The following is a 24,535-nucleotide window of genomic DNA, read 5'->3' on the forward strand; positions in this document are numbered from 1 at the left end:
GATGTCCAACTTTTGGGGTGCAGTTCAAAGTTCAGACGGCCTTTCCTATTTAAAGTTGCGACAAAGACAATCATCCCTATTATTGTAATCATTTAATCAAAAATGATTGCTTGATAAATGTTTGCCATATATCAACCCAATATTCCCAAATTGCCACTATCATTAACTTTCTTATTATGAAAAAGCTTTTTTATATCGATAATTTATTTTGTATAAATTTTTCATTTTACCTAATATAAATAAATAGAAGCTCTTATGTTGAACAAACATCTCTTTTTATCTTTGCTAATGGCTGTCTCTACTGCAACGGTATCCGCCGAAACCCATCATGCACATTGGTCTTACACAGGTGAAAACGATGCTGCACACTGGGGTGATTTGAGTGAAGACTTTGCTGTCTGCAAAACAGGCAAACAGCAATCTCCAGTGGACTTCTCCACAACAAAAGCAGTAAAAGGCAAACAACTGGCATACCGTTACAACATCGCCGACTACAAAGTAGAAAATAACGGCCATACCCTTCAAGCCACGCCGCAAGGCAAGGCTCAAACTATCGTGATTAACGGTAAAACCTATACCTTCAAACAATTCCACTTCCATACGCCGAGCGAACATACTTTCAAAGGCAGACATTTCCCGATGGAAGCGCATTTCGTCCATCAAGCCGAAGACGGTACTTTGGCAGTCATCGGCTCTGTATTTAAACCGGGCAAAAACAATCCTGCCCTGTCCGCACTTACTGCAAAAAAACTGAAGGCGGGCGAATCCGTAACGTTGAAAAACTTAAATATCCAAGCCCTGCTGCCTAAAGATAGCAAGTCCTTCCAACTGAAAGGCTCGCTGACAACGCCGCCTTGCAGCGAAAACGTTACTTGGGTTGTCTTAAAAACTCCGGTTCAGGCAGATGCGGCGCAGTTTAATGCCATGCGCGACATTATCGGCGGAGAAAACAACCGTCCCGTACAACCTTTGAACGACCGCGAAGTCAATGAAGACAAATAACTTCTAAGGCCGTCTGAAAACAAAAAAAGCACCCGGATAACGGGTGCTTTTTCAATCACATTAATCAGGCTTTTTTGTTACCCAACGCGGCTTTTACAAACGCACTGAACAAAGGATGACCTTTGCGCGGATTGGAAGTGAATTCCGGATGGAACTGACACGCGAAGAACCAAGGATGATTTGGCAATTCGATGGTTTCAACCAAACGCTCGCGGCCTGCGGATACGCCGCCGATGACCAAACCTGCTTTTTCCAACTGAGGAACATAGTTGTTGTTGACCTCATAGCGGTGGCGATGGCGTTCGCGGATATGTTCGCTGCCGTAGATTTTTGCGGCAAGACTGCCCGGTTTGAGATCAACTTCTTGCGCACCCAAACGCATGGTGCCGCCCAAATCGGCAGATTCGTCGCGGGTTTCTACGCTGCCGTCGGCAGTTTGCCATTCGTCAATCAGGGCAACGACAGGCGCGGCGCATTTCAAGTCAAACTCGGTAGAGTTCGCACCTTTCAAGCCTGCAACATCGCGGGCGTATTCGATCAGGGCGATTTGCATACCCAAGCAGATGCCCAAGTATGGTACGTTGTTTTCACGCGCATATCGTACAGCGGCAATTTTGCCTTCTACGCCGCGTGAACCGAAGCCGCCCGGCACCAAAATCGCGTCCATGTCTTTGAGCATGGAAACGTCGCCATTGCCCTTCTCGATGCTTTCGCTGTCGACAAAAGTAATTTGTACGTCGGTTTCAGTGTGAATACCAGCGTGCTTCAGGGCTTCGATCAATGATTTGTAGGACTCGGTCAAATCAACGTATTTGCCGACCATCGCGATTTTGACGGTATGTTTCGGATTTCGAATCGCGTGAACGATTTTCTTCCATTCGGTCAAATCGGCTTGTTTGACATTCAGTTGGAGCTGCTCGGTAATAATGCTGTCAATGCCTTGGTTATGCAGCATTTCAGGGCATTCGTAAATACTGTCCACATCGTAGCTGCCCACGATGGCGCGTTCTTCAACGTTACAGAACAAAGCAATCTTACGGCGCTCGTCCGCAGGCATTTCTCTGTCCATACGGCAGATCAGGATATCCGGTTGCAAACCGATGCTCAACATTTCTTTAACGGTATGCTGGGTCGGTTTGGTTTTGATTTCGCCGGCGGCGGCAATGTAAGGAACATAGCTCAGGTGGGCAAACAATGTATTGTTGCGGCCGAGCTGGCTGCGCATTTGACGGATGGCTTCCAAGAAAGGCAAAGATTCGATATCGCCGACTGTGCCACCGATTTCGACAATCGCCACATCATAACCGGCCGCGCCTTCATGGATGCGGCGTTTGATTTCATCAGTAATGTGCGGAATTACTTGTACGGTACCGCCCAGATAGTCGCCACGACGCTCTTTGGCAATCACGTTTTCATAGACTTGGCCGGTACTGAAGCTGTTACGGCGAGTCATGGTGGCGTTGATGAAACGCTCGTAGTGACCGAGGTCGAGGTCGGTTTCCGCGCCGTCATCAGTCACGAATACTTCGCCGTGTTGAAACGGGCTCATGGTACCCGGGTCAACGTTGATATACGGGTCGAGTTTAAGCATGGTCACGTTCAAGCCACGCGACTCGAGAATAGTAGCAATAGAAGCGGCGGCGATACCTTTACCTAAAGAAGATACAACGCCGCCGGTTACGAAAATAAATTTAGTCATGATGTGATACCCATGTTGGAATGTATGATTTTAACTTGAAGCAGCATATTCTGGCAAACGGCAAAAGCTTCAGGCCGTCTGAAAATAGCGTTTTCAGACGGCCTTATCATACTGATTCTATATATCAGCGCAGCTCGCGGCGCAGGATTTTGCCAACGTTGGATTTTGGCAACTCGTCGCGGAATTCGATGTCTTTCGGCACTTTATAAGCGGTCAGTTCTTTACGGCAGAAATCGATCAGCTCTTCCTTGGTCAAAGACGGGTCTTTGCGTACGACGAAGACCTTAATCGCTTCGCCGGTTTTCTCACTTTTCACGCCGATACACGCGACTTCCAAGACTTTGTCGTTGCCGGCCACCACTTCTTCAATTTCGTTCGGATACACATTGAAACCAGATACCACAATCAAATCTTTTTTGCGGTCCACCAGCTTCAGCCAGCCTTTTTCATCCATCACGGCAATGTCGCCGGTCTCCAAAAAGCCGCGTGCATCGATTGCTTTGGCGGTTTCTTCAGGACGATTCCAATAGCCTTTCATCACTTGCGGGCCGCGCACCCACAATTCGCCCGGTTGTCCGATAGGCACTTCTTTGCCGTCTGCATCGCGCAATTCTATCTCAGTTGAAGGAACAGGCAGGCCGATACCGCCGCTGTAAGCTTCGATATTCAAAGGATTGCAACATACGCCCGGACTGGCTTCGGTCAAGCCGTAGGCCTCCACAATCGGCGTACCGGTGATTTTTTTCCATTTTTCCGCCACGGCTCTTTGCGTTGCCATACCGCCGCCCAAAGTCAGCTTCAAACGGGAAAAATCGACTTCGGCAAAATCTGGACGGTTGACCATCGCATTAAACAGGGTATTCACACCGATGAATACGCTAATCGGCTCTTTTTTCAATTCACCGATAAATCCTTTCATGTCGCGCGGATTGGTAATCAGGATGATTTTAGAACCGGTATTCGCAAAGATCATCAGGTTCACCGTCAAGGCAAAGATATGATACAGCGGCAACGCGGCAATAACCGTTTCTTTGCCTTCGTGCAGGCTGTTTTTAATCCATTCTTTTGCCTGCAACATATTGGCGCAGATATTGCCGTGAGTGAGGACGGCGCCTTTCGCCAAACCGGTCGTACCGCCCGTATATTGCAGCAAAGCAGTATCGTCGCGCGTCAACTCGACTGGTTTGAACGAATTGGCCGCACCTTGCTTCAAGGCCGTCTGAAAAGTCACGGTATTGGGAATGCGGTATTCCGGCACCATTTTTTTCACTTTGCGGATGACGAAGTTCATCAACGCGCCTTTAATCATGCCGAACATATCGCCGACCGACGCGACAATCACATGTTTGATTTGCGTACGCGGTAACACCAATTCTAACGTATTGGCAAAGTTCTCCAACACGACAATCGTTGTCGCGCCACTGTCTTTCAACTGATGCTCCAACTCGCGCGGCGTATAAAGCGGATTGGTATTCACTGCCACCAAACCGGCCTGCAAAATACCGAAAAGCGCAATCGGATATTGCAAAACGTTCGGCATCATAATCGCCACACGCTCACCGCGCGGCAGTTTCAATACGTTTTGCAGGTAAGAAGCAAAATCGGTAGCCAACTTGCCCACTTCGGCATAAGTCAGCGTTTTGCCCATGTTTTGAAAAGCAGGTTTATCCGCGAATTTCTCGACACTTTGACGGAATACGTCGCTGATGGAGCTGTATTGAGAAATATCGATTTCAGAGTTTACGCCTTGTTCATAGCTTTTGAGCCAGAGTTTTTCCATATTGATCAGTCTTTTATTTAGTCGTTTTTTGAAATCGAGGCCGTCTGAAAGGCTTTATTTCAATCCGCCGCTTCGTTTTCAGATGGCCCTTTTATTAAGCAGTAATAATGACAGGCTTGTCGGTGGACATGATGATACCGCCGCCCAAGCACACATCGCCGTCATACAGTACCGCAGATTGTCCGGGGGTTACCGCCCATTGCGGCTCGTCAAAGACAAGCTCGACGGTTTCATCATCCAAGTAACGCAACGTACAAGGTGCGTCAGCCATACGGTAGCGCGTTTTGCAGGTATAGCGTCCTTCTTTCGGGCGTTCGGGCAATGTGAAACTCAAATCGTTCATGATCAGGCTTTGCGTATAAAGCAAAGGATGGTCATGGCCTTGGACGACAATCAGTTCGTTTTTGGTCAAATCCTTGGCCGCCACAAACCATGGCTCACCTGCGCCACCGATACCCAAGCCTTTGCGTTGGCCCAGCGTGTAAAACATCAAGCCGACGTGTTCGCCGACTACTTTGCCTTCAGGGGTAACCATTTTGCCATTATTGGTCGGCAGGTATTTTTGCAGAAATTCGCGGAACGGGCGTTCGCCGATAAAGCAAATACCGGTACTGTCTTTTTTGGTTGCAGTCGGTAATTTGAATTCTTCGGCAAGACGGCGGACTTCAGGCTTTTCTAACTCGCCCAATGGGAAAATCGCGCGCTCAAGTTGGAAAGGTTTGAGGCGGTACAAGAAATAGCTTTGGTCTTTGTTTTGATCCAAGCCTTTGAGCAGGTAATGCACGCCATTGCGAACTTCTTTGCGGGCATAGTGTCCGGTGGCAATGGTATCGGCGCCCTGCTCAATGGCATAATCCAAAAAGCATTTGAATTTGATTTCGGCATTGCACAAGACATCCGGATTTGGCGTGCGGCCTGCGCTGTATTCTTTGAGGAAATAGGCAAATACATTGTCTTTATATTGCGCGGCAAAATTGACGATGTCGATATCGATACCGATGATATCGGCAACGGCAATGGCATCAAAGGAGTCTTGTTTGATGCTGCAATATTCGTCGTTGTCGTCATCTTCCCAGTTCTGCATGAACACACCGCTGATTTGATGGCCTTGCTGTTTGAGCAGGGCCGCGGTAACGGATGAATCGACGCCGCCGGAAAGGCCGACGATGATGTTTGTTGGTGTGTTGGTAGTATTCATGAGGGGAATGTGGGTTTTAAATACATTTTTTAAAGCGTGATTTTAGCACATTTTGATTTAACGACAGAAAAGGCCGTCTGAAAGCCCAATGACTTTCAGACGGCCTTTATATGCAAATTCAAGCAATTAGTGTTGATGCGCGCCACCGTGACCATGGCCGTGACCGTGATCCATGCCGGATTGCGGTGCAGTTTTCACTTCCAGCTCGACAGTTTGAGGTTTCGCGTTTTTGAATTTCAGGGTAACAGGTACTTTTTCGCCTTCTTTCAGCGGTTTTTTCAGACCCATGAACATAACGTGGTAGCTGCCTGGTTTCAGCTCGGTTACGCCTTTTTCTTCCAGCGGGATGCCGCCTTTAACTTCGCGCATGCGCATTACGCCGTTGTCGTTTACATGGGTATGTACTTCGATACGCTCGGCTACCGGGCTGCTGCCGCCAACCAAGAAGTCTTTTTTAGCTTCATCGTTGTGGATTTTCATGAATGCGCCACCCATTTTCATACCTTCAACGGTAGAACGTGCCCAACCGTCTTCAATATGGATACCGGCTGCAGATACGGAAGTTGCCAAGCCTGCCAGAATCAGGGTTGCCATTAATTTTTTCATGTTTTGCTCCTTATGTTTGCCAAATGGCTGGGATATACAGCCTTTATCTTACAACCGAAGGCCGTCTGAAAACTTTGATATAGATTAAGTAATACTATCTAATCCTAATGAATTACCATATTACCACATTTCTAAGCAGTTAATGCAAAAATCCAAACAATAAATAACATTAACAAAGCCATCAGTTGCGCGGCCGAACCGGCATCTTTGGCACGCTTGGCCAGCTCGTGTTTTTCAGTAGAGGTATGGTCAACAGCTGCCTCGATGGCGGTATTAAACAATTCGGTAATCAGTGAAATAAACGATGCGACAACAAGCACCATTTTGGTGACCGGGCCGAAATCAAGGAACAAAGCCAAGACAATTAAAATCAGGTTCAGCCAAAAAACTTGGCGAAATGCGCTTTCATAACGATACGCGGCAGCCAGTCCGTCTTTGGAATAACCAAACGCATTGATAATGCGCTTGATACCGTTTTTTCCTTTTTTCTCGGAAGCGTAGGAAGATGGTTTCATCATATACTCAACATGAAAAGGCCGTCTGAAAAGAAACGGTCGGGTTAATTTTCAGACGGCCTTTGGGTTTATGGTTTCGCCCAAGATGCGACGGCATCTGCAAACATGGCGGCAACGTCGAAATCTTTTTGCTTCATGATTTCTTGGAAGCCGGTCGGGCTGGTTACGTTGACTTCGGTCAGGTTGCTACCGATGACATCCAAACCGGCAAGCAAAATACCGCGGCGTTTCAATTCAGGCGCCAGGGTTTCTGCAATTTCACGGTCGCGCTCGCTCAATTCCTGTGCCACGCCGCGACCGCCGGCAGCCAAGTTGCCGCGCGTTTCTCCGTTTTGCGGAATACGCGCCAAAGCATACGGAACAACTTCCCCACCAATAATCAGAATGCGCTTGTCGCCATGTACGATTTCAGGAATATAACGTTGCGCCATGATGGTACGTGAATCAAGCTGCATCAGGGTTTCCAAAATACTGCCGATATTGGGGTCGGATTCGGTCAGGCGGAAAATGCCCATACCGCCCATGCCGTCCAAAGGTTTGATGATGATGTCGCCGTGTTCTTTCAAAAAGGCACGGACATCGGCGGAACGTGTGGTAACCAAAGTGGGCGCGGTAAACTGGTTGAAGTTCAAAATCGCCAATTTCTCATTGAAATCTCGCATTGCCTGCCCGCTGTTAAATACTTTTGCCCCCTGCTGCTCTGCCAACGTCAAAAACTGGGTTGCGTACAGATATTGCATATCAAACGGCGGATCAGTGCGCATAATGACCGCATCGAAATCTTTCAAGGCCGTCTGAACTTTTGCCTCTGCTTTAAACCATTCGTGATCATCATCGTTTTTCGCGCCGACAAACTCAAATGCCGCTGCCTGAGCCACCACCAAACCTTCACGGACGGACAATTCTCCGCTCAAGGTATGAAAAAGCTGCCAACCGCGCTTTGCCATTTCACGCATCATGGCGTAAGTAGTGTCTTTATAGGTTTTAAAACTTGCCATCGGATCGGCGATAAACAGGACTTTCATCAAAATTTCCTTGTAAACAGACGATATAATCATACCTTGTATTCTGCCTGCCTGAAAAGGTGGCAAAATATAGAAAAGGCCGTCTGAATCCTATTTTCAGACGGCCTTGAGGCTTTTAGGCAGCTGCCAAATGTAAGAGTTCGGCGGCATGGCTGCGTGTGGTATCGGTAATGATTTCGCCACCCAGCATACGCGCGATTTCCTCAATGCGCTGATGATGGCTCAAGACGCTGATTTCGCTGACGGTTTGTTCGCCTTCGCTATGCTTACGAACCTGCCAATGGTTTTCACCGCAAGAGGCGACTTGAGGAAGATGGGTTACCGCCAGGACTTGATGTTTTTTACCTAAGGCACGCAGAGCTTTACCGACCATTTCAGCAACGCCGCCACCAATACCGGTATCCACTTCGTCGAAAATCAATGTCGGTACTTGTGTGTATTGGCTGGCAACCACTTGTAAAGCCAAGCTGATACGTGCCAATTCGCCGCCGGAAGCCACTTTGTTCAAAGGACGGGACGGATTGCCTTTATTCGCCGCCACTTGGAATTGCACCTGCTCCAAACCATGCGCGGTCGGTGAAGACGGCAACAAGACGATGTCAAAACGTGCGCCTTTCATGGCCAAATGCTGCATATGCTCGGTGGTCTCTTCACCCAAACGGCCGGCTGCCTGATGGCGCATGGCGGAGAGAATATGCGCGGCTTCATGGTATTCGGCAAGATTGCGTGCGACTGTATTTTCCAAGGCTTCCAAATCGGCAGCCGCTTGCAGGTTTTGCAGGCGCTCGTCAATTTCTACCAACTTTTGCGGCAACTCTTCCGGCTCAATGCGGTATTTGCGCGCCATGCTCATCAATTCGCCCATACGGCTTTCTTGTGCGGCCAATTCATTAGGATCGATATCACTGCGACCGGCCACATCGCGCATATTGGCACTGATTTCACCCAATTCTGCCTCAATACTTGCCAACATATTCAGACTCTCGGCGAAGCGCGGCTCAATGTTTTGCAGATTGCCCAATAATTTTTGGCATTGATAGATTTGACGTTGGATGCCGTTGTCTCCGTCTATGCTGTCACCTACTTGTTCGGCGGTTTGCAGCAACTCGGCCGAATGCGCCAGGCTGTCGTGGCTTTGGCTTAAGGTTTCCCATTCGTTGGGCTTGAGCTCCAATTGGTTCAATTCATTAAACTGCCATTCCAAACGCTCGCGTTCGATGGCCATGGTTTCTGCCTGCTTTTGTGCTTCTTGCAGTGCCTTTTTCGCATTGACCCAATTTTGATAAAGCTGTTTGACCGTTTCTGCCTGCTCTTTGCTGCCGGCAAACGCATCCAATAACTCGCGTTGCGCAGATTCTTGATTCAATGAGTGATGGGCATTTTGGCCGTGAATATCGATTAACTGCTCGCCGATGGCTTTCAGTTGCGCCAATGTTGCTGCCTGATTATTGATATAACTGCGGCTTTTGCCCTTGGCATCGATAATACGGCGGATGCTGAGCTCTTCGGCATCTTCTTCCAAAAGGCCTTGTTCCTGCAGCTGCGCTTTCAGTTCGGGCAAACCGCTGATGTCGAATAAAGCCGACAACTGCGCTTCTTTGGCACCGCTGCGCACTTGGCTGTAATCGGCCTTATCGCCCAACAACAGGCCAATCGCATCTAGAGTAATCGATTTGCCTGCACCGGTCTCGCCTGTCAATACGGTAAAGCCGTTTTGAAAATCAAGATTCAAGTTTTCAACAATGACAAAATCACGCAAAGAAAGTGCCAACAGCATTGTAGTATTCCTTAGTAAATCACCCGCACCTATGCGGAATAGCTTTAGATAAGCTGATTATAACTAAGATTTTTTATAGTTTGAATCAGATTTTTCTTATAATTTATCTAAGATATTTATTTTAAAAAAATTATTTTTTTAAACAGGCAATAAAAAGGCCGTCTGAATATGGCTACATGTTCAGACGGCCTAAATTTATTTTACTCTGCCAGTTCTACTTGTTCATGCCCCATCAATTCCTGCCCCACTCCGGCAAGCAGGTTCAGATAACGCTCATACTGCTTGAGCATATCGGCAATCAATTCTTTTTGCGTCATATATTGCACATCGTATCTATCGCGCCCATCCGAGAAATACGTCAACGGTATGAACGTTGCCGCATATTTGAAATGAGGCAGGCCGTCTTCGCGAATCAACTGGTCGGTAATTTCTCGCTTTACGGATTTAATCCCATAGACAAAATCCCTTACCGTCCCTTTATGTACCACCAGCTCCACCGACGGCTCATCCTGTTGCAACAGGCAACGAATTTCTACGTCCATATTGTATTTTTCGGTCAATTCGTCTTTCAATTCCTGCATTGCCAGAAGCGCCATATTTTTCATAAATTTGATGATATCGACTTCCTGCGTCTGATTCATCATTTGGCCAAGGCGTTCCCTCCAATGATCGCCCGACCAGAAAATACTGCCCGGATTGACGGCGGTTGCAAAATATTTGGCATCGTTGTTCAGGGCTTTCCACAAAGAAACCATCATAAAAATCATCAACACCGCAAACGGCAGAGACGCAATCAGGGTCATGGTTTGCAAGATGGGCAAACCGCCGGCACCCAGCAACACAATGGCCACAGCCGAAATCAACACACCCCACATAACATCATAGTGTTATACAACAATAAAGGCCGTCTGAAACACGATTGTTTCAGACGGCCTTTACATTCAAATCAGTTAATCAGTCTGCTTCCTGATTCAACTGCTTCTTCAGCTTCCTCATCGCCTGTCGGCGGCGTTTCCATCAAATCAGGCAACACCAGCTCGCCCAATTCAGTCAGCGGCGGCAATTCTTCCAAACTTTCCAAACGCAAATCGCTTAAGAATGTTGCCGTTGTCGCCCACAAAGCCGGACGGCCGATAGAATCACGATGGCCGATGACTTCAATCCAGCCTCTATCCTGCAAGGTTTGCATGACATTTTGCGACACCGCCACGCCGCGTATACCTTCGATATCGCCACGCGTTACCGGTTGCTGATAGGCAATAATCGCCAGCGTTTCCATCACGGCGCGGGAATAACGTGGCGCGCGCTGCTCTTGCAGGCTGCCCAGTCGTTCAAATGCGGCTTGGTCGATTTGGAAGCGCCAGCCCTCATGGGTATGCACCAGTTGCAAAGCCCTGCCCTGCCAGCGGGCCTTCAGTTGCGCCAACACGTCAATCAGCTTGTCTTGCGACAACGGCGGCACGCACAATTCGCGCATGGTTTTCTCGTTTAGGGGTTCGACTTGCGTCAACAGCGCCGCTTCAATCAGCGCATCGGGAGAAAGTTTTTCAGTCATAATAAAATCAATGTTCAGACGGCATAAACAGCCAAAGGCCGTCTGAAAGACAATATGGTCAACGGTTTGTTACGCGCTCAAATGCGCTTTCAGTTTTTCTTCGTCCAAAAACCAATGGCAGATTTCGGTATCGCCATCCAGCAAAACAGGCACCAGCTCATTGTACTTTTCTTCTAAAACCGGATCTTCATCAACATCGACAATATCCAGCTCAAATCCAAACTGCTCCTGATAAGGCTTTAATTGTTCGCGCATTTTGTGGCACAGGCTGCAATACTCCCGAAACATCAAGGTCAGTTTCATGGCGGTTACTCTCGGAGGGACAAAAGCGGCCATTGTATAGCAAAATGCCTCCAAACCATACAGGCATGACAAAGGCCGTCTGAACAGGCGTGAAACGAAATCAAGGATTTCTGTCACGCCTTCAGACGGCCTTTGTGTACATTCTAAAATTAAGACTGAACGTTGATACCGGCAGTCACGGTATTTTGGGCACTGCTTGCAGTCAAAAATGACGCTGCCAATTCGCCGCAACAACCGCAACAAGTCGCCACACCTAATTGAGCCTGCAAATCGCTCATGGTGGTTGCACCGGCGGCGATAGTCTCTTTGATGTCGTGGTCAGTAATGGCATTGCAGATGCATACGAACATGATGTGCTCCAATTATTTTGTTACTCTCTGTAATTGAGAGTAGGATTTATTCTTAAACGTAAATATAAATAAAAACGGTTTGCATTGCAATATTGACACAGCCCTTTTGCTTTAAAATTTTTCTATGAAATTTTATATTTTGATTGATATTTTATAATTTTAAAGTTTGATAACCTTTCAGACGGCCTCAATAACAAAAAGCGGCATCTTCGAGATGCCGCCTTTATTTATGAACGGGAATGGTGTTCATCGACCATGTTTTTCAAACGGATATTGGCAACATGGGTATAAATCTGCGTGGTGTTGATATCGGAATGTCCCAACATCATCTGGACTGAGCGCAAATCGACGCCGTGATTGACCAAATGCGTAGCAAAAGCATGGCGCAAACCGTGCGGGCTGAGCGAAGCAATACCGGCCGCTTCGGCATATTCTTTGACTATCATCCATGCAAGCTGACGGCTGATGCCGCTGCGTTTTTGGCTGACAAACACTTCGTCGCAGATTTTGTTTTTCAGCAACAACGGGCGCGATTCGTTGCAATAGCGTTCCACCCAATATGCCGCTTCCTGCCCCAACGGAACCAGGCGCAATTTGTCGCCCTTGCCTATGGTACGGATACTGCCGCGATGTAAATCGATATCGCTGAGCGTCAATTTGACGGCTTCGGTCACGCGCAAGCCTGTTGCATACATGACTTCGAGTAAGGCTTTGTCGCGTAGTCCGTGCGGCGTTTCCACATCCGGTGCAGCCAGCAGCGCATCGATTTGGGCTTCGGTAATCAGCGTGGGCAGTTTGCGTTCCGACTTCGGCGCTTTGAGAAAACGGGTGGGATTGTTTGCTCTTTGGCCTGTTTCTTCCAACCAGCCGTACATGCGCTTGCAAGCCGACAATGCCCGCGCTTGGGACGTGTTTTTTTCCCCTTCCGCATACACGGCATCAGACAGGGCAAATTCATCGGCACTCAACCAATCCTGTCCGCCCTCGGCCAAACGCGCTGCAACTTTGACCAAATCACGGCGGTAACTTTGCAGCGTATTGTGGCTGAGCCTGTCTTGCAGCCAAAGGGATTCAAGCAGCTTGTCTATTAAATCGTCCATATTCATCAAACTGTATTGAAAGGCCGTCTGAACGGCATGACTTTACATCCGTTCAGACGGCCTTAGGTTTTCAAAGCCCTATTAAGAGGCTTGAGAAATGGTATCCAAAACTTCCTGCGCGTGTCCGGCCACTTTGACTTTGCGCCATTCATGGGCGATTTCGCCGTTTTCGTCCAGCACAAACGTGCTTCGCTCGATGCCGAGGGATTCTTTACCGTAAAGCTTTTTCAGCTTGATCACGTCAAACAGTTTGCAGACGGTTTCTTCTTTGTCGCTCAATAATTCAAACTGAAAGCCTTGTTTGGCACAGAAATTCTGATGCGATTTGACACCGTCGCGCGAAATACCGACAACGGTATAGCCCAATGCTGTGAATTGTTCCAATCGGGCATTGAAATCCAAGCCTTCGGTGGTACAGCCGGGCGTGCTGTCTTTAGGATAAAAATAGACAACCAACGGCAAATGTTCGGCGGAGTTAAAATCGCTGCCGGAAGAAGATGGGAGTGTGAATTGATATTTTGACATATTATTCCTTTCAGACGGCCTAAACCTAGCCTGCGTTTATTTTTCGCTTAAATTCAAATAACTGCGCGTACCTTGAAAATCTTCCAATGCGCGCAACAAAAGCTGGAAATGGTCGTCATTGCCGGCCAAATCCAACTCATCGGCATTGACAGTCAGCAAAGGCGCGCTTTGATACAAATGGAAGAAATGACTATATTCGTCATGCACACGTCCCAAATAGCCTTCGGGAAACAAGCTGATAATGCCTTCGTGACGTTTTTGCAGACGTTTGCGGTTGTTTTCGACAGCGGTTTGCAGATAAATCACCACATCGGGCTCTGCGTATTGCGGCAGAATGCGTTGCTTCATATCGGCAAAAAGCTGCTGCTCGTCATCATTCAAAACGATGGGCGTAAAAATACGGTCTTTTTCCGGTAGAAAATCAGCCACAACCATTCCACCTTGCGCACATTGGTCGTCAATAATATTCACGCTTTCAGCGCGGCGCGTCAGGAAGAAAAGTTCGGCAGCCAAGCCATTATTGGAAACATTGCTATAAAACTTCATGAGAAACGGATTATGATCCGGATTCTCCGACAACAGCAACGCGCTGAAATGCTCTGCCAAGCGGCGGCTCAAAGCGGTCTTGCCACTACCGATGGCGCCTTCGACAACAATATAACGAGGATTCATAGTAACTCTTTGTAATGTGTTTCCCGACAATATTTTATAGCAAAAAAGGCGTGTCCAACACGCCCTTTCTTGTTTTAGTCCGTTTTTCAGACGGCCCTTATTCTTTCAACAGGCGAATACCCTGCCCGCCCAAAGCCTGAGCCAAATCAGCCGCACGACCATGCTCGCCCAACCCGAAATCCGGAAGGATTTCGGCCAGCGGCAACATAACGAAACTGCGCTCATGTGCACGCGGATGAGGCAAAGTCAGATGCGGGTCATCGCTGCGAATACCGTCAAAATCGATAATGTCTAAATCCAAAGTGCGCGGCGCATTACGAAAAGTACGTTCGCGCCCAAATTCGGCCTCGATGCGGTTTAACTCCGCCAACAGCGCCACGCCGTCCAATGATGTTTTCACGGTACAAACGGCGTTCACAAAATCGGGCTGATCATCATAGCCGACTGGCGCAGTCAGATACAGGGAAGATGTTTTTTCGAGCCGGATATGCGGATGCGCGGCCAATTCAGCCAAAGCGGCGCGAACCTGTTCGGCAGGATTGGCAAGATTGCTGCCCAAAGCGACAACGGCAAAATGCGGATACATTTCAGACGGCCTCTTTTAAAACGGCAGCGTTTTGGTTTTGGCAAGGAAAACAATCGTGGCAACACACGACATGGACAAAACGTAGACGATATAGAATTTCGGCGAACGCGGACGCGAACGCATCATAATCATGCCCAACACAATATAAACCAGCAACAGCAGGATTTTCATGCCGAGCCACGGCGCATTAAACGGTGAAAAATGGGTAATCTTCATCAGCCACAAGCCGGTAAACAGCAACATGGTGTCGTTCAAATGCGGCATGGCCTTCCAAATGCCTGCCAACGGTTTCTCAGGATGACGCCAGAGCAGGAAAAAACGGATGTTGAACAACAGGATGGTGATGGCAACGAAAATCTGATGGCTGTATTTTACAAACAGATATTGCATGGCAGTTTCTTATGTTGAGGGTTGAAAAACAAAGCAGCTATTTTACCGCAAACATCTATTTCTGACGCAACTTTTCAATCGCCAGCAGATAGGGAGGCGCATTGCGGCGGTTGACAAAGCCATAGCGTAACACGGCAAAGGCTTCCTGCGGCAAAGTTTCCGCCCATTGCACAATCGCTTCAGCCTCTATTCGGCCGGCTTCATGTCCCGGATACAATACCGCTACGGCAAGGCCGCCCTCTTTCAGCAAACCCAAAGTATCCGTCAGCGCACGGATGCTGCTTGCCGCTTCAGTCGTACAGCTTTTATCGCCACCCGGCAGCCAACCGAAATTAAATACTGCAGCATCTAAAGGCTCATCGATATAAGATAAAAGGTTTTCATGGCCGCCATGTATCAGGGCTACCCGGCCATCTACGCCGTTTTCTTTCAGACGGCCTTGGGTCTGCATTAATGCTTTAGATTGCACATCAAACGCCCACACCCTACCCGTCTCGCCAACCGACTGCGCCAACAGCAAAGTATCATGCCCATTTCCAGCCGTCGCATCCAAAGCGCGGCCGCCTGCTTTTAAGGCTTGTCGTAACAGGGAGTGTGCAAAGGGAAGAATGTTTTCAAGCAGCATGATAAAGGTCGTCTGAAAATAAAAATACCCTACCGCAAAAGCGGTAAGGTATTGAAAAACAGGAATGCGTTACATCATTTATTCGGCAGGTTGTTGCGCAGTCTCAACTTGAACCGGAGCAGCTGCGGCAGCGGCTTGAGGTTGTTTGTTTTCGTGTTGCAGGCTGACTGCGCGTGCAGGAACGATTGTTGAGATAGCGTGTTTGTAAACCATTTGAGTGACGGAAGTATTACGCAGCAGAACAACGTACTGGTCGAATGATTCCACTTGGCCTTGCAGCTTGATGCCGTTTACCAAGTAGATTGAAACCGGAACGTGCTCTTTACGCAACGCATTCAAAAAAGGATCTTGTAACATTTGTCCTTTAGCTGTCATATTTTTGAGCTCCATTATTATGATTGTAAAGACGCCAAAATCGGCGTTTGATGGGATTGTAGCCCCGAATAGGATAAATTACCAACTATTTTTTTTCTATCACACCGTTTAGGAATCCAGCAATAAGGGAATTTCTCGTTAAACCGACTGTTTCATTTCCATATTCACAACAATCCCAAATCCAAATTGAATGTTTTTTTAAAATTCGGCAAACCCTATCGAAAATATGCCATGAAGCTCTAATGAGCTGTTTTTCATTATAAAAAGGCCGTCTGAAATTGTTCAGACGGCCTTTGTGCTTATTTGCTAAATTGTTTTTTCACGCTGACTTTGGTTTTCTTCTTGAAGCGGTTTTTCTCTTCCTTGCGGCCTTCGCGTTTCTCAATACGGTTGCTCAGGCTGACACGGCGCAGTGGTTTTTTCTTCGGTTTGTCTTCCGCATTTTCATACGGGTTTTCCGAAACATTGTATTGAATTCTGAGCGGCGTACCTTGCAGATTGAAGGCTTTGCGGAATGTTTGGGTCAGATAGCGTGTGTAGCTGTCAGAAATGGCATGCAGCGAATTGCCGTGTACCACAATCACCGGCGGATTCATGCCGCCTTGGTGGGCATAACGCATTTTCGGACGCACCAAGCCAGCACGCGGCGGTTGTTGCCGCTCAATCGCGCTTTGCAATACGCGCGTGATTTTCGGTGTCGGCATCTTAATCATCGCAGCATTGTAGGCAGCCTGAATGCTTTCAAACAAACCGTCTATACCGCGCTCTTTCAACGCAGAAATAAAGTGGAACTTAGCAAAATCAAGGAAATACAGTTTGCGGTTGATATCGCGTTTCACTTGCTCGCGCCGCTCTTCGCTGATGCCGTCCCATTTGTTGACCGCTACCACCAAGGCACGGCCTGCTTCCAAGGCAAAACCTGCAATCGTCGCATCTTGATCGGCGATATCTTGTTGAGCATCCAACACCAAAACAGCAACGTTTGCCGCTTCAACCGCCTGCATGGCTTTGATAACGGAAAATTTTTCTACTGCTTCATCTACTTTGCCGCGACGGCGCACACCTGCGGTATCTATGATGGTAAACGGTTTGCCTTCACGTTCAAAATCAATATGGATACTGTCGCGCGTCGTGCCTGCCATATCAAAAGCAATCACGCGCTCTTCTCCGAGAATAGCGTTTACCAAGGTCGATTTACCGACATTTGGACGGCCGATTACAGCAAAAACAGGATGTTTGGCTTCTTCCTCTTCCTTTTCAGGCTCAGGGAATGTTTCCAAAATATCTTCAATCAGATAATACACGCCATCGCCGTGCGCACCTGAAATAACATAAGGGTCGCCCAGGGCAAGTTCGTAGAACTCGGCGGCAAGTACGGCCCTATTGCCACCCTCGCCTTTATTCACGGCCAAATAAACGGGACGCGGGCTTTGGCGTAAACGGTCGGCAATGATTTTATCTTGTGGCGTCAAACCGGTACGGCCGTCCACCAAAAACACAACTGCATCGGCTTCATCGACAGCCTGCAAGGTTTGTTTTGCCATTTCGTGCAAAATACCGCTGTCCACAACCGGCTCAAAACCGCCTGTATCGATGACCAAATAAGGTTTGCTGCCGACTTTGCCATGACCGTAATGGCGGTCACGCGTCAGGCCGGGCAAGTCATGCACGAGCGCGTCTTTGGTACGCGTCAAACGGTTGAATAAAGTAGATTTGCCGACATTGGGGCGGCCGACAAGCGCGATTGTTGGTTTCATGTGGAGTCTTTCTGTGTCAAGTGCCGCCTAAAAACGGGAGCGGAACACAAGCAGGTGTTTTAAAAACACGGTTGATAAGGATAAGTGTAGGCCGTCTGAAAAGTCATGGCAACTTCAGACGGCCTTGATTTCAAAAAAACTTATTTCAAGCTGTCGATTTTCATTTGCAGCAATTCGCGGCCCACGGCGGTTTGCGGCAATTTGCTCAAAGCAGCTTCGTAACTTTGTACGGCTTCTTTGGTTTTATTTTGGGCAACGTAAACATCGCCTTTGGTTTCCAGCATCAAAGGCTCGAAATCAGCCTCAACCTGAGTATTCAGGGCATTGATGGCGGCATCGTATTTTTTTTGCTGCAACAGGGTAACGCCCAAACGCTGCGCTGCCAAAGCTTGAACCAGCGGTGCGTTTTGATTTTTCAGCACCCAATTCAAATGACCTTCCGCCACATCATAACGGCCGGCATCAAACTCAGTTGCCGCTACCATCAAAGTGGCTTGGGCTGTCGAAATAGAATCAGGATAGTTTTTTTGCAATTCGGCCAAATCGGCGTTGATGGCTTTGGGGTCGGTTTTTTGCTGCGCCTTTTCCACCATTTGCGCCAATACGGCAGCGGCTTCCTGATCTTTTGAAGCTTTTTGGCCTTGGTAAATGGTGTAACCCAAATACCCCAAAGCCGCCACGATCAGCAAGGCAAAGATCCAACGGCCGGTGCGTTTCCAAAAATATTTAAAGTTGTCTAACTCTTGTTGTTCTTCCAAATGGGCTGCCATTTATGCGTTCTTCCATTGTTGTAAAGTGTCTGTCAAATCAGCGGCGGCAACGGTTTGTTGTTCGTGTTTGCCCTGCATATCTTTCAGGGTAACCGTACCGTTTGCCAGCTCATCCTGAGCCACAATCAGGGCAAAGCGTGCGCCACTGTTGTCTGCTTTTTTCATTTGCGCTTTCAGGCTCTGATAGCCGGAATGCTGCATCACATTGAAACCTTGAGCGCGCAAGGCTTGCGCGTATTTCATCACCTGCAAGTCCGCACCTTCACCTTGGTGCATTGCATAGACATCAGGCGCAGCGTTCACTTCCAGCGAGCCGTATTCGTTCACCAAAAGCAGCAGGCGCTCAATACCCATTGCAAAGCCGATAGACGGCGCAGGTTTGCCGCCAAGTTCTTCAATCAAACCATCGTAACGGCCGCCACCGCACACAGTCGCCTGCGCGCCGAGTTTGTCGGTCGTCCACTCAAAAACCGTCTGATTGTAATAATCCAAACCACGGACCAGGCGCGGATTTTCAATATATTGAATACCCAAACCATCCAACATCACCTTGAAGCGTGCATAGTGGTTTTGCGAAGCCTCGCCCAAGTAATCCACCAGACGCGGCGCCGCGTTGCAGATTTCCTGCAAATCAGGGTTTTTCGTATCCAAAACGCGCAAAGGATTGGTTTTCAGACGGCGTTTGCTGTCTTCATCCAGTTGCGCCTCATAGCGGGTCAAATATTCAACCAATGCCGCACGGTGTGCCACACGCTCCTCACGGTTGCCCAAGCTGTTGATTTCCAAAGTCAGATATTCACGAATACCCAATTTTTCCCACAAGTCGGCAGACATCGCTATGATTTCCGCATCGATATCCGGCCCTTCAAAACCCAAAGCCTCGATACCGACCTGATGGAACTGACGATAACGGCCTTTTTGCGGACGCTCGCGGCGGAACATCGGCCCCATATACCACAGCTTTTGCGGGCTGTTGTACAGAAGGTTGTGTTCGACCACAGCACGCAGACAAGAAGCCGTACCTTCAGGACGCAGGCTCAAACTCAAAGAATCGTTTGAATCGGAGAAGGTGTACATTTCCTTGCCGACCACATCGGTTTCCTCGCCGATGGAGCGGACAAACAAACCGGTTTGCTCGACAATCGGCGTACGGATTTGCTGATAGCCGTAAGCGCGTGTCCAACGGCCGACCGTATCTTCAAACGCCTGCCAAAACGCAGCCGTCAGTTTGAAATCTTTTTGTTCGACAGGTAAAAGGTCGTTCATACCTTTTACAGATTGAATTTTTTGTGCCATTTCAATATGGGATAAGCGAAAATCAAATAGTTGGGCATTATAGCTGATTTTTAAGGGTTTGTGAGGTTGGGAACAAATCAAAAGGCCGTCTGAAAATCGGTTTTCGCATTCAGACGGTCTTCAATTTTAAACGGGTTTACCTTGCTGTTACCGTTTTGGTGGCAGCGATTTTTTCATCGGCATAGCGCACCACGTCTTTGATGACTTGTTTTTGCACGGCGGAAATTAGAGTTTGCATATAAGCGTAGTCAGGTTCGCCGTCTTCTACAGGTAAATTAATCATCAGATTATCTGCGTCTTTGGCGTAGAAATTCCGCCCATAGTGGAACTCTCCCGTATATGCTGCCTTATGGATGGCGGAAGTAATGAACAACACCGCCATTTTTTCCAATTCATCGGTATGCACGACTGCTACATGGTCGTCTGCGCCGTATTCGTAATTACGGTATTTTGCCGAACCAAACATATCTATCGTAACAGTATTGGCTTTGAAACGGTGAACCGGATTCCCGATAAAGGCGGAAATGCCCGTATCCGCTTCGCCTGCGGTGACAAATGGCAGGCAGCCTGAAATTCTGTCATCGCTTTTTAGGCGTTTACCGCGTGTGGCATTGCCAAATAAGGTTTCAAGATTGAATTTTGCCCACTTTCGTTGTCCAAAAGCCGCCAACGCCTGCTTTTCTTCTGCCGTCAGCCGATAATCTTTCAGCCCTGCGGCTGAAAGGTAGGCTTCCAGCTCGGCGGAACGCCGAGCTTCCAGCTCGGCCACGAAATTTTCCATAAAGTCAAGATTTATTTGACCATTTTTGATGGGAAGATGAACTTTTGTAGAACGCATCTCCTTTCTGTTAAATTTCACTCCGTAATCATATTTTTTGGTTGTCGCAATTCTGCTTGCCGTAATGATTATATGTGCAATTGCCCTGTTGAATCTTGCCATTATAGGCTTGGGGACAAAATGTTGAATATGCGAATAACCGATAAAGGCCTTCTCTTGATAAAACATTGTATCCGCACCAATCGTTGTATCAGAACAAGTTATCGTATTTCCTATATTATTTGCCGGCAGCTTGGAAAATCCCATTACTCCATTATCCACGGAAGAATTTGAAACCAAAGGTACAGTACCATTTACTGAAATAATTTCTTCATTACTCAGCCGATAATATTTTGTCGGATTGATTTCAAATAAATCTCCTAGTTTAAACTCTCCCCACTCAACTTCATTCAGCATCTCAGTCAAGTGGATATCTACTTTCCCAGAGTATCATCTTCCTTATTTTGGCGTTTTAACAGATTGGAAACTTCCCAGGCGAGATAGTCACTGACGGTTTTTTTGAAATCATCAAGCGTCGGCTTTGTGTCAATTGGAGCAGATTGGTTCCAGTCCGCTCCATTTTTCGGATTGATCGTGCCTTCGTAATACTCTTTCTCGCTGAAAATATTGAGTTTCTTCTTACCGAAGCGGACTAAATTTACCAATTCCGCATAACGACCTCGTGCATTGCCAGTATCTTTGAGATTATTGCTGGCTTTTTTGCGGTTGGTACGGGTATAACCGTCATTTGAAAAATCGATAAATTTAACAGTTTCGTCTTTCTCATGCGGTTCGCCTACTTTGAAAACATAAATATTAGTTTGCACGCTGGATTTACCAATAAACAAATCAAGAGGCATTTTTATGCTAGCAAGCAGAGTATTGTTTTGCAGAATCCGCCTGTTAATTTCGCGGACTTTTCCTGAACCTGCGGAATTTTGGATAATGATGGCGGCGTAGCCTTTTTCCATCATGTTCAATGCACGTTCAACAAAGTTCATGCCGTTGCCGTTGGCAGAATACGGAGGATTAAGGATAAAGGCATCAGCGGGGAATTTATGGTCGGTTTTACCGAAGCCGTATTTGCCGTCAAAATCGGTCAGTGAGTCTTTGTTTAAGATATTAGAGCTACCGTCGCCCATCAGAATCATATTCAAAATGGCAAGCATATAGACGTTAGAAAGCAACTCCAAACCCAAAAGCTGTTCAGCTTTGATTTGTGCTTCTTTTTCTCGTAGTTCTTGTGGGGAATCTATGCTGTTTTTAGCATCTATCAGCATTTCATTCATGGCAGCAACCAACAGCCCGGCTGAACCTGTGGCAAAGTCCCAAACATAGGAATCTTTATTAACGCGGGCAAGTTTGGCAAGTAATGTGGCGACATAAGATGGGGTCAGCACCACGTCGTTGAGCTTATCTTGAGTAAAGCCCAGCCATGAGTACATTTCGTTAAAGAGCTTGCCAGTAAAATCGGTAGTCAGCCCGATTTTGTAGTAGATGCCCAAGTCATCGACAATTTTGGTAAAGACACGTTTTAATTGGGTTTCGCCACTGTGAACTTTATTGATATTTTCGGTCAGAAGAGTATTGGACAATGTGCGTAAAATCATCTCTTTCTTTTCTTTGGGTAGAGCTTTTTCTTCCAAGAAAGACTCGATTTTGCGCACAAGGATATCGCCGTCTCTCCAGCCGCGTTCGTTTGATGATTTGAGGTCGGATTTTTCCAGAGGCGCAACTTTTCCGGGTATGCCGATGGTGGCGATGATAGCGGCGGCGACGAGATAGACGCGGTCGTTTTCACCTAGGCCTTTTTCGTTTTGGTAGATGTCGTTGTTGAGCTTGGTTAGGCTGGCATCAATTTCTTTTTCACGCTTTTCTTTGAGCCTGTCCAATTCTTCGGGCGTGAGCGAGAGTTCTTCAACTTGGCTGATGAAATCTTCAAAGTGTTCTGCTGCTAGAAATGAAAAGTCGTCAAAATCGCCGACGCGCTGCCCTACGCCTAAATTGCTTTTAGACACATAATACACGCCGATTTCATGACGAATTTCTCCCTGCTCGTCTTTGTAGCCCGTCATGCCGACGGCGATGATGTCAGTGTAACTGGTATGGTGCAGTACGGCGTTGGCGTAATGTACCGCGCCGTTTACGGCATAGCCGTTGATGTTTTTGAAAATTGGCTCGTTTTTAGCGTTGCGGTTTTCGACATTACCATCAGCATCAAGTTTTTCCAGTTTGTCTTTATGACCTTTATATTCGATAAGCACGGGATAGTAACGCCCGTTTTTACTGCTTTGTAGCAAAAGCTTCACATCGGGACGGTTTCCGCCGGTGCCACCGTTTTTGGAATAATAGTCGTCTAAGGCTTTGTCAATTTCAGTATTGAGGCTTGCTTGTTCAAGTCTGTAATCGAGCTTGTAGGATTTCAGCCAACCGTTAGCAAGATCAGCGATATTGGGTTCAATGGATTTGTTGGATTTTTTGCTTGCTTGGGTCATTGGTTTTATCCGACATATGAAATGTGTAAACAACCGCTATGATAATATACTCGCCCCTTTCATGCTTGATTTATTCCTACTAAAGTCGTTTGAAAACCATCCTCAAAATTTTCAAACAACCTTTAACTTGAATAGTTAATCTGTTTGCAATATCAAATCCGGAAAAGATGTCGTTCCTATTCTTCCTGAAAAAATACAGTTTTCCTACTTTACAACAGGTTGTCCTTTATAAAAGATAGATTTCCATCTACAACGAAAATCATGATAAAAAGTGCAATATCGCGTCAATAGCAATCAAAAGGCCGTCTGAAAAAACCCTAAAAACCGAGTACAATCCGCCGCATGAAAAAACGTACCAATCCCCTACCCCTTTTAGACGGTGTCAAACCCAGCTACTTGGTTTTGCCGCATGAAAAGCAGTTTTACGGCTTGCCGCTGCTGCATTTTTTATGCGCTCATTTTCCCTTTGTCGGCGAAGAAAACTGGCGGCGGCGGCTGAACAGCGGTTTTGTGGTGGGCGCGGATGGCGTGCCGTTTGATGAGAATACCTTGTTCGAACCCGGCAAGACGATGTTTTATTACCGTGAAACCAGCCGTGAGAGCGAGCCGCGTATTCCGTTTGAAGAAAAGATTTTGCATATTGATGAGCACCTGATTGTGGTGGACAAACCGCATTTTCTGCCCGTCATCCCCAGCGGCAGATTTTTGCGGGAAACCTTGCTCACGCGCCTGCGTTTGCGGTCTGAATTGCAGCATTTGAATGTTGAAGACATTACGCCGATTCATCGCTTGGACAAAGATACGGCAGGCGTTATGCTGCTTTCGCTCAACCCTGCCACGCGTCGTGATTATCAGACCATGTTCCAAGAAAAAACCGTACAAAAAACCTATGAAGCGGTGGCGCCGACGCGGACGGATTTGGACTATCCGCTGGATCTTTCGTCACGAATGGAACGCGGCGAAAAATTCTTTCTCACGCGTGAAACGGAAGGCGAACCCAACGCCCACACAACCATCGAACTTATCGAAAACCGCGGTGCATTCAGCCTCTACCGCCTCACGCCGCATACCGGAAAGAAACACCAGCTCCGCGTGCATATGATGAGTTTGAATATGCCGCTGATGAACGATGCGCTTTACCCTAACCCCTTGGCGGCCGGTGATGAAGACTACGACAGACCTTTAAAACTTCTGGCCAAAAGAATAGAATTTACCGATCCTGTCAGCGGAGAAATCCGCGCATTTGAAAGCGATTTTGCACTTTAAGTTATCCAATCCAATAAAAAAGGCCGTCTGAAAAGTTTCAGACGGCCTTTT

General features: G+C 47.5%; 24 protein-coding genes and 1 pseudogene. 2 read left to right on the top strand and 23 right to left on the bottom strand.

Translation table 11 applies throughout. The features are described 5' to 3' along the window. The first annotated feature begins 255 nt into the window (after positions 1-255). Positions 256-1,002: a carbonic anhydrase gene (locus HMPREF3052_RS09680; RefSeq protein WP_070749654.1), complete on the top strand. Its 747-nt coding sequence runs from the start codon at positions 256-258 to the stop codon at positions 1,000-1,002. Between the two features lie 64 nt (positions 1,003-1,066). Here HMPREF3052_RS09680 and HMPREF3052_RS09685 read toward each other — a convergent pair whose 3' ends face one another. The 23 genes and pseudogenes from HMPREF3052_RS09685 to HMPREF3052_RS09795 form a co-directional block, all read right to left on the bottom strand. Continuing rightward, positions 1,067-2,701 (bottom strand): CTP synthase, encoded by a 1,635-nt coding sequence (locus tag HMPREF3052_RS09685; RefSeq protein WP_049350648.1) that lies wholly within the window; start codon positions 2,699-2,701, stop codon positions 1,067-1,069. A 124-nt stretch (positions 2,702-2,825) separates the two neighbouring features. Next, entirely contained in the window at positions 2,826-4,481 is a 1,656-nt protein-coding gene (locus tag HMPREF3052_RS09690; RefSeq protein WP_070749655.1) for an AMP-binding protein, read from the bottom strand. A gap of 94 nt (positions 4,482-4,575) precedes the next feature. Next, positions 4,576-5,679: a tRNA 2-thiouridine(34) synthase MnmA gene (mnmA, locus tag HMPREF3052_RS09695; protein WP_070749656.1), complete on the bottom strand. Its 1,104-nt coding sequence runs from the start codon at positions 5,677-5,679 to the stop codon at positions 4,576-4,578. Between the two features lie 126 nt (positions 5,680-5,805). After that, on the bottom strand, positions 5,806-6,285 hold the full coding sequence (locus HMPREF3052_RS09700; protein WP_070749657.1) for a copper chaperone PCu(A)C: 480 nt from the start codon (positions 6,283-6,285) through the stop codon (positions 5,806-5,808). A 131-nt stretch (positions 6,286-6,416) separates the two neighbouring features. Next, entirely contained in the window at positions 6,417-6,800 is a 384-nt protein-coding gene (locus tag HMPREF3052_RS09705) for a diacylglycerol kinase (protein ID WP_070749658.1), read from the bottom strand. 68 nt (positions 6,801-6,868) lie between these two features. Further along, positions 6,869-7,825, bottom strand: a complete 957-nt coding sequence (gene gshB / locus HMPREF3052_RS09710) for a glutathione synthase (protein ID WP_070749659.1) — start codon at positions 7,823-7,825, stop codon at positions 6,869-6,871. Between the two features lie 115 nt (positions 7,826-7,940). After that, complete coding sequence (recN, locus tag HMPREF3052_RS09715) at positions 7,941-9,602, bottom strand: DNA repair protein RecN (RefSeq protein WP_070749660.1); 1,662 nt, start codon at positions 9,600-9,602, stop codon at positions 7,941-7,943. 200 nt (positions 9,603-9,802) lie between these two features. Next, positions 9,803-10,480 (bottom strand): annotated as a pseudogene (locus tag HMPREF3052_RS09720) (BCCT family transporter); the annotation flags it as partial. A 68-nt stretch (positions 10,481-10,548) separates the two neighbouring features. Continuing rightward, positions 10,549-11,157 (bottom strand): SMC-Scp complex subunit ScpB, encoded by a 609-nt coding sequence (locus HMPREF3052_RS09725; RefSeq protein ID WP_070749662.1) that lies wholly within the window; start codon positions 11,155-11,157, stop codon positions 10,549-10,551. A 69-nt stretch (positions 11,158-11,226) separates the two neighbouring features. After that, positions 11,227-11,460, bottom strand: a complete 234-nt coding sequence (locus HMPREF3052_RS09730) for a glutaredoxin family protein (protein WP_036472354.1) — start codon at positions 11,458-11,460, stop codon at positions 11,227-11,229. 149 nt (positions 11,461-11,609) lie between these two features. Continuing rightward, positions 11,610-11,810: a (2Fe-2S)-binding protein gene (locus tag HMPREF3052_RS09735; RefSeq protein WP_003681978.1), complete on the bottom strand. Its 201-nt coding sequence runs from the start codon at positions 11,808-11,810 to the stop codon at positions 11,610-11,612. Between the two features lie 227 nt (positions 11,811-12,037). Continuing rightward, a complete protein-coding gene (gene xerD, locus HMPREF3052_RS09740) occupies positions 12,038-12,910 on the bottom strand; it encodes a site-specific tyrosine recombinase XerD (RefSeq protein WP_210399518.1) in 873 nt (290 codons plus the stop codon). Positions 12,911-12,991: 81 nt separating this feature from the next. Then, positions 12,992-13,435 carry a peroxiredoxin gene (locus tag HMPREF3052_RS09745; protein WP_049329898.1) on the bottom strand — a complete coding sequence of 148 codons (444 nt, stop codon included), beginning with the start codon at positions 13,433-13,435 and terminating at the stop codon, positions 12,992-12,994. 36 nt (positions 13,436-13,471) lie between these two features. Further along, positions 13,472-14,107 carry a deoxynucleoside kinase gene (locus tag HMPREF3052_RS09750; protein ID WP_003683252.1) on the bottom strand — a complete coding sequence of 212 codons (636 nt, stop codon included), beginning with the start codon at positions 14,105-14,107 and terminating at the stop codon, positions 13,472-13,474. 97 nt (positions 14,108-14,204) lie between these two features. Next, the gene (gene folK, locus HMPREF3052_RS09755; RefSeq protein ID WP_070749664.1) at positions 14,205-14,693 is read right to left on the bottom strand and encodes a 2-amino-4-hydroxy-6-hydroxymethyldihydropteridine diphosphokinase; all 489 of its coding nucleotides are present in this window, start codon (positions 14,691-14,693) and stop codon (positions 14,205-14,207) included. A 15-nt stretch (positions 14,694-14,708) separates the two neighbouring features. Then, positions 14,709-15,083: a SirB2 family protein gene (locus HMPREF3052_RS09760; protein WP_049350659.1), complete on the bottom strand. Its 375-nt coding sequence runs from the start codon at positions 15,081-15,083 to the stop codon at positions 14,709-14,711. 55 nt (positions 15,084-15,138) lie between these two features. Beyond that, positions 15,139-15,708 carry a tRNA 5-(aminomethyl)-2-thiouridylate-methyltransferase MnmM gene (locus HMPREF3052_RS09765; RefSeq protein WP_003683221.1) on the bottom strand — a complete coding sequence of 190 codons (570 nt, stop codon included), beginning with the start codon at positions 15,706-15,708 and terminating at the stop codon, positions 15,139-15,141. Between the two features lie 78 nt (positions 15,709-15,786). After that, positions 15,787-16,083, bottom strand: coding sequence for an RNA chaperone Hfq (gene hfq, locus HMPREF3052_RS09770; RefSeq protein WP_003683208.1), 297 nt, complete (start codon positions 16,081-16,083; stop codon positions 15,787-15,789). 299 nt (positions 16,084-16,382) lie between these two features. After that, on the bottom strand, positions 16,383-17,840 hold the full coding sequence (gene der, locus HMPREF3052_RS09775; protein ID WP_049331367.1) for a ribosome biogenesis GTPase Der: 1,458 nt from the start codon (positions 17,838-17,840) through the stop codon (positions 16,383-16,385). Positions 17,841-17,980: 140 nt separating this feature from the next. Then, a complete protein-coding gene (locus HMPREF3052_RS09780) occupies positions 17,981-18,610 on the bottom strand; it encodes a YfgM family protein (RefSeq protein ID WP_070749665.1) in 630 nt (209 codons plus the stop codon). Beyond that, complete coding sequence (gene hisS / locus HMPREF3052_RS09785; RefSeq protein ID WP_070749683.1) at positions 18,611-19,906, bottom strand: histidine--tRNA ligase; 1,296 nt, start codon at positions 19,904-19,906, stop codon at positions 18,611-18,613. It abuts the gene before it with no gap. Positions 19,907-20,042: 136 nt separating this feature from the next. Beyond that, positions 20,043-21,140, bottom strand: a complete 1,098-nt coding sequence (locus tag HMPREF3052_RS09790) for a restriction endonuclease subunit S (protein WP_070749684.1) — start codon at positions 21,138-21,140, stop codon at positions 20,043-20,045. 17 nt (positions 21,141-21,157) lie between these two features. Further along, positions 21,158-23,218, bottom strand: coding sequence for an HsdM family class I SAM-dependent methyltransferase (locus HMPREF3052_RS09795; protein WP_070749666.1), 2,061 nt, complete (start codon positions 23,216-23,218; stop codon positions 21,158-21,160). A 342-nt stretch (positions 23,219-23,560) separates the two neighbouring features. Here HMPREF3052_RS09795 and HMPREF3052_RS09800 point away from each other — a divergent pair, with 342 nt between their 5' ends. Continuing rightward, positions 23,561-24,484 (top strand): RluA family pseudouridine synthase, encoded by a 924-nt coding sequence (locus HMPREF3052_RS09800; RefSeq protein WP_070749667.1) that lies wholly within the window; start codon positions 23,561-23,563, stop codon positions 24,482-24,484. Positions 24,485-24,535 lie beyond the last annotated feature (51 nt).

Source organism: Neisseria sp. HMSC056A03 (assembly GCF_001815685.1).
Classification (GTDB): domain Bacteria; phylum Pseudomonadota; class Gammaproteobacteria; order Burkholderiales; family Neisseriaceae; genus Neisseria; species Neisseria subflava.

Excerpts from the sequence above, each read along its gene's own strand:
- HMPREF3052_RS09680 (WP_070749654.1), top strand. The coding sequence starts at position 256 with ATGTTGAACAAACATCTCTTTTTATCTTTGCTAATGGCTGTCTCTACT.
- HMPREF3052_RS09685 (WP_049350648.1), bottom strand. The coding sequence starts at position 2,701 with ATGACTAAATTTATTTTCGTAACCGGCGGCGTTGTATCTTCTTTAGGT.
- HMPREF3052_RS09690 (WP_070749655.1), bottom strand. The coding sequence starts at position 4,481 with ATGGAAAAACTCTGGCTCAAAAGCTATGAACAAGGCGTAAACTCTGAA.
- mnmA (WP_070749656.1), bottom strand. The coding sequence starts at position 5,679 with ATGAATACTACCAACACACCAACAAACATCATCGTCGGCCTTTCCGGC.
- HMPREF3052_RS09700 (WP_070749657.1), bottom strand. The coding sequence starts at position 6,285 with ATGAAAAAATTAATGGCAACCCTGATTCTGGCAGGCTTGGCAACTTCC.
- HMPREF3052_RS09705 (WP_070749658.1), bottom strand. The coding sequence starts at position 6,800 with ATGAAACCATCTTCCTACGCTTCCGAGAAAAAAGGAAAAAACGGTATC.
- gshB (WP_070749659.1), bottom strand. The coding sequence starts at position 7,825 with ATGAAAGTCCTGTTTATCGCCGATCCGATGGCAAGTTTTAAAACCTAT.
- recN (WP_070749660.1), bottom strand. The coding sequence starts at position 9,602 with ATGCTGTTGGCACTTTCTTTGCGTGATTTTGTCATTGTTGAAAACTTG.
- HMPREF3052_RS09725 (WP_070749662.1), bottom strand. The coding sequence starts at position 11,157 with ATGACTGAAAAACTTTCTCCCGATGCGCTGATTGAAGCGGCGCTGTTG.
- HMPREF3052_RS09730 (WP_036472354.1), bottom strand. The coding sequence starts at position 11,460 with ATGAAACTGACCTTGATGTTTCGGGAGTATTGCAGCCTGTGCCACAAA.
- HMPREF3052_RS09735 (WP_003681978.1), bottom strand. The coding sequence starts at position 11,810 with ATGTTCGTATGCATCTGCAATGCCATTACTGACCACGACATCAAAGAG.
- xerD (WP_210399518.1), bottom strand. The coding sequence starts at position 12,910 with ATGGACGATTTAATAGACAAGCTGCTTGAATCCCTTTGGCTGCAAGAC.
- HMPREF3052_RS09745 (WP_049329898.1), bottom strand. The coding sequence starts at position 13,435 with ATGTCAAAATATCAATTCACACTCCCATCTTCTTCCGGCAGCGATTTT.
- HMPREF3052_RS09750 (WP_003683252.1), bottom strand. The coding sequence starts at position 14,107 with ATGAATCCTCGTTATATTGTTGTCGAAGGCGCCATCGGTAGTGGCAAG.
- folK (WP_070749664.1), bottom strand. The coding sequence starts at position 14,693 with ATGTATCCGCATTTTGCCGTTGTCGCTTTGGGCAGCAATCTTGCCAAT.
- HMPREF3052_RS09760 (WP_049350659.1), bottom strand. The coding sequence starts at position 15,083 with ATGCAATATCTGTTTGTAAAATACAGCCATCAGATTTTCGTTGCCATC.
- HMPREF3052_RS09765 (WP_003683221.1), bottom strand. The coding sequence starts at position 15,708 with ATGCTGCTTGAAAACATTCTTCCCTTTGCACACTCCCTGTTACGACAA.
- hfq (WP_003683208.1), bottom strand. The coding sequence starts at position 16,083 with ATGACAGCTAAAGGACAAATGTTACAAGATCCTTTTTTGAATGCGTTG.
- der (WP_049331367.1), bottom strand. The coding sequence starts at position 17,840 with ATGAAACCAACAATCGCGCTTGTCGGCCGCCCCAATGTCGGCAAATCT.
- HMPREF3052_RS09780 (WP_070749665.1), bottom strand. The coding sequence starts at position 18,610 with ATGGCAGCCCATTTGGAAGAACAACAAGAGTTAGACAACTTTAAATAT.
- hisS (WP_070749683.1), bottom strand. The coding sequence starts at position 19,906 with ATGGCACAAAAAATTCAATCTGTAAAAGGTATGAACGACCTTTTACCT.
- HMPREF3052_RS09790 (WP_070749684.1), bottom strand. The coding sequence starts at position 21,140 with ATGCTGAATGAAGTTGAGTGGGGAGAGTTTAAACTAGGAGATTTATTT.
- HMPREF3052_RS09795 (WP_070749666.1), bottom strand. The coding sequence starts at position 23,218 with ATGACCCAAGCAAGCAAAAAATCCAACAAATCCATTGAACCCAATATC.
- HMPREF3052_RS09800 (WP_070749667.1), top strand. The coding sequence starts at position 23,561 with ATGAAAAAACGTACCAATCCCCTACCCCTTTTAGACGGTGTCAAACCC.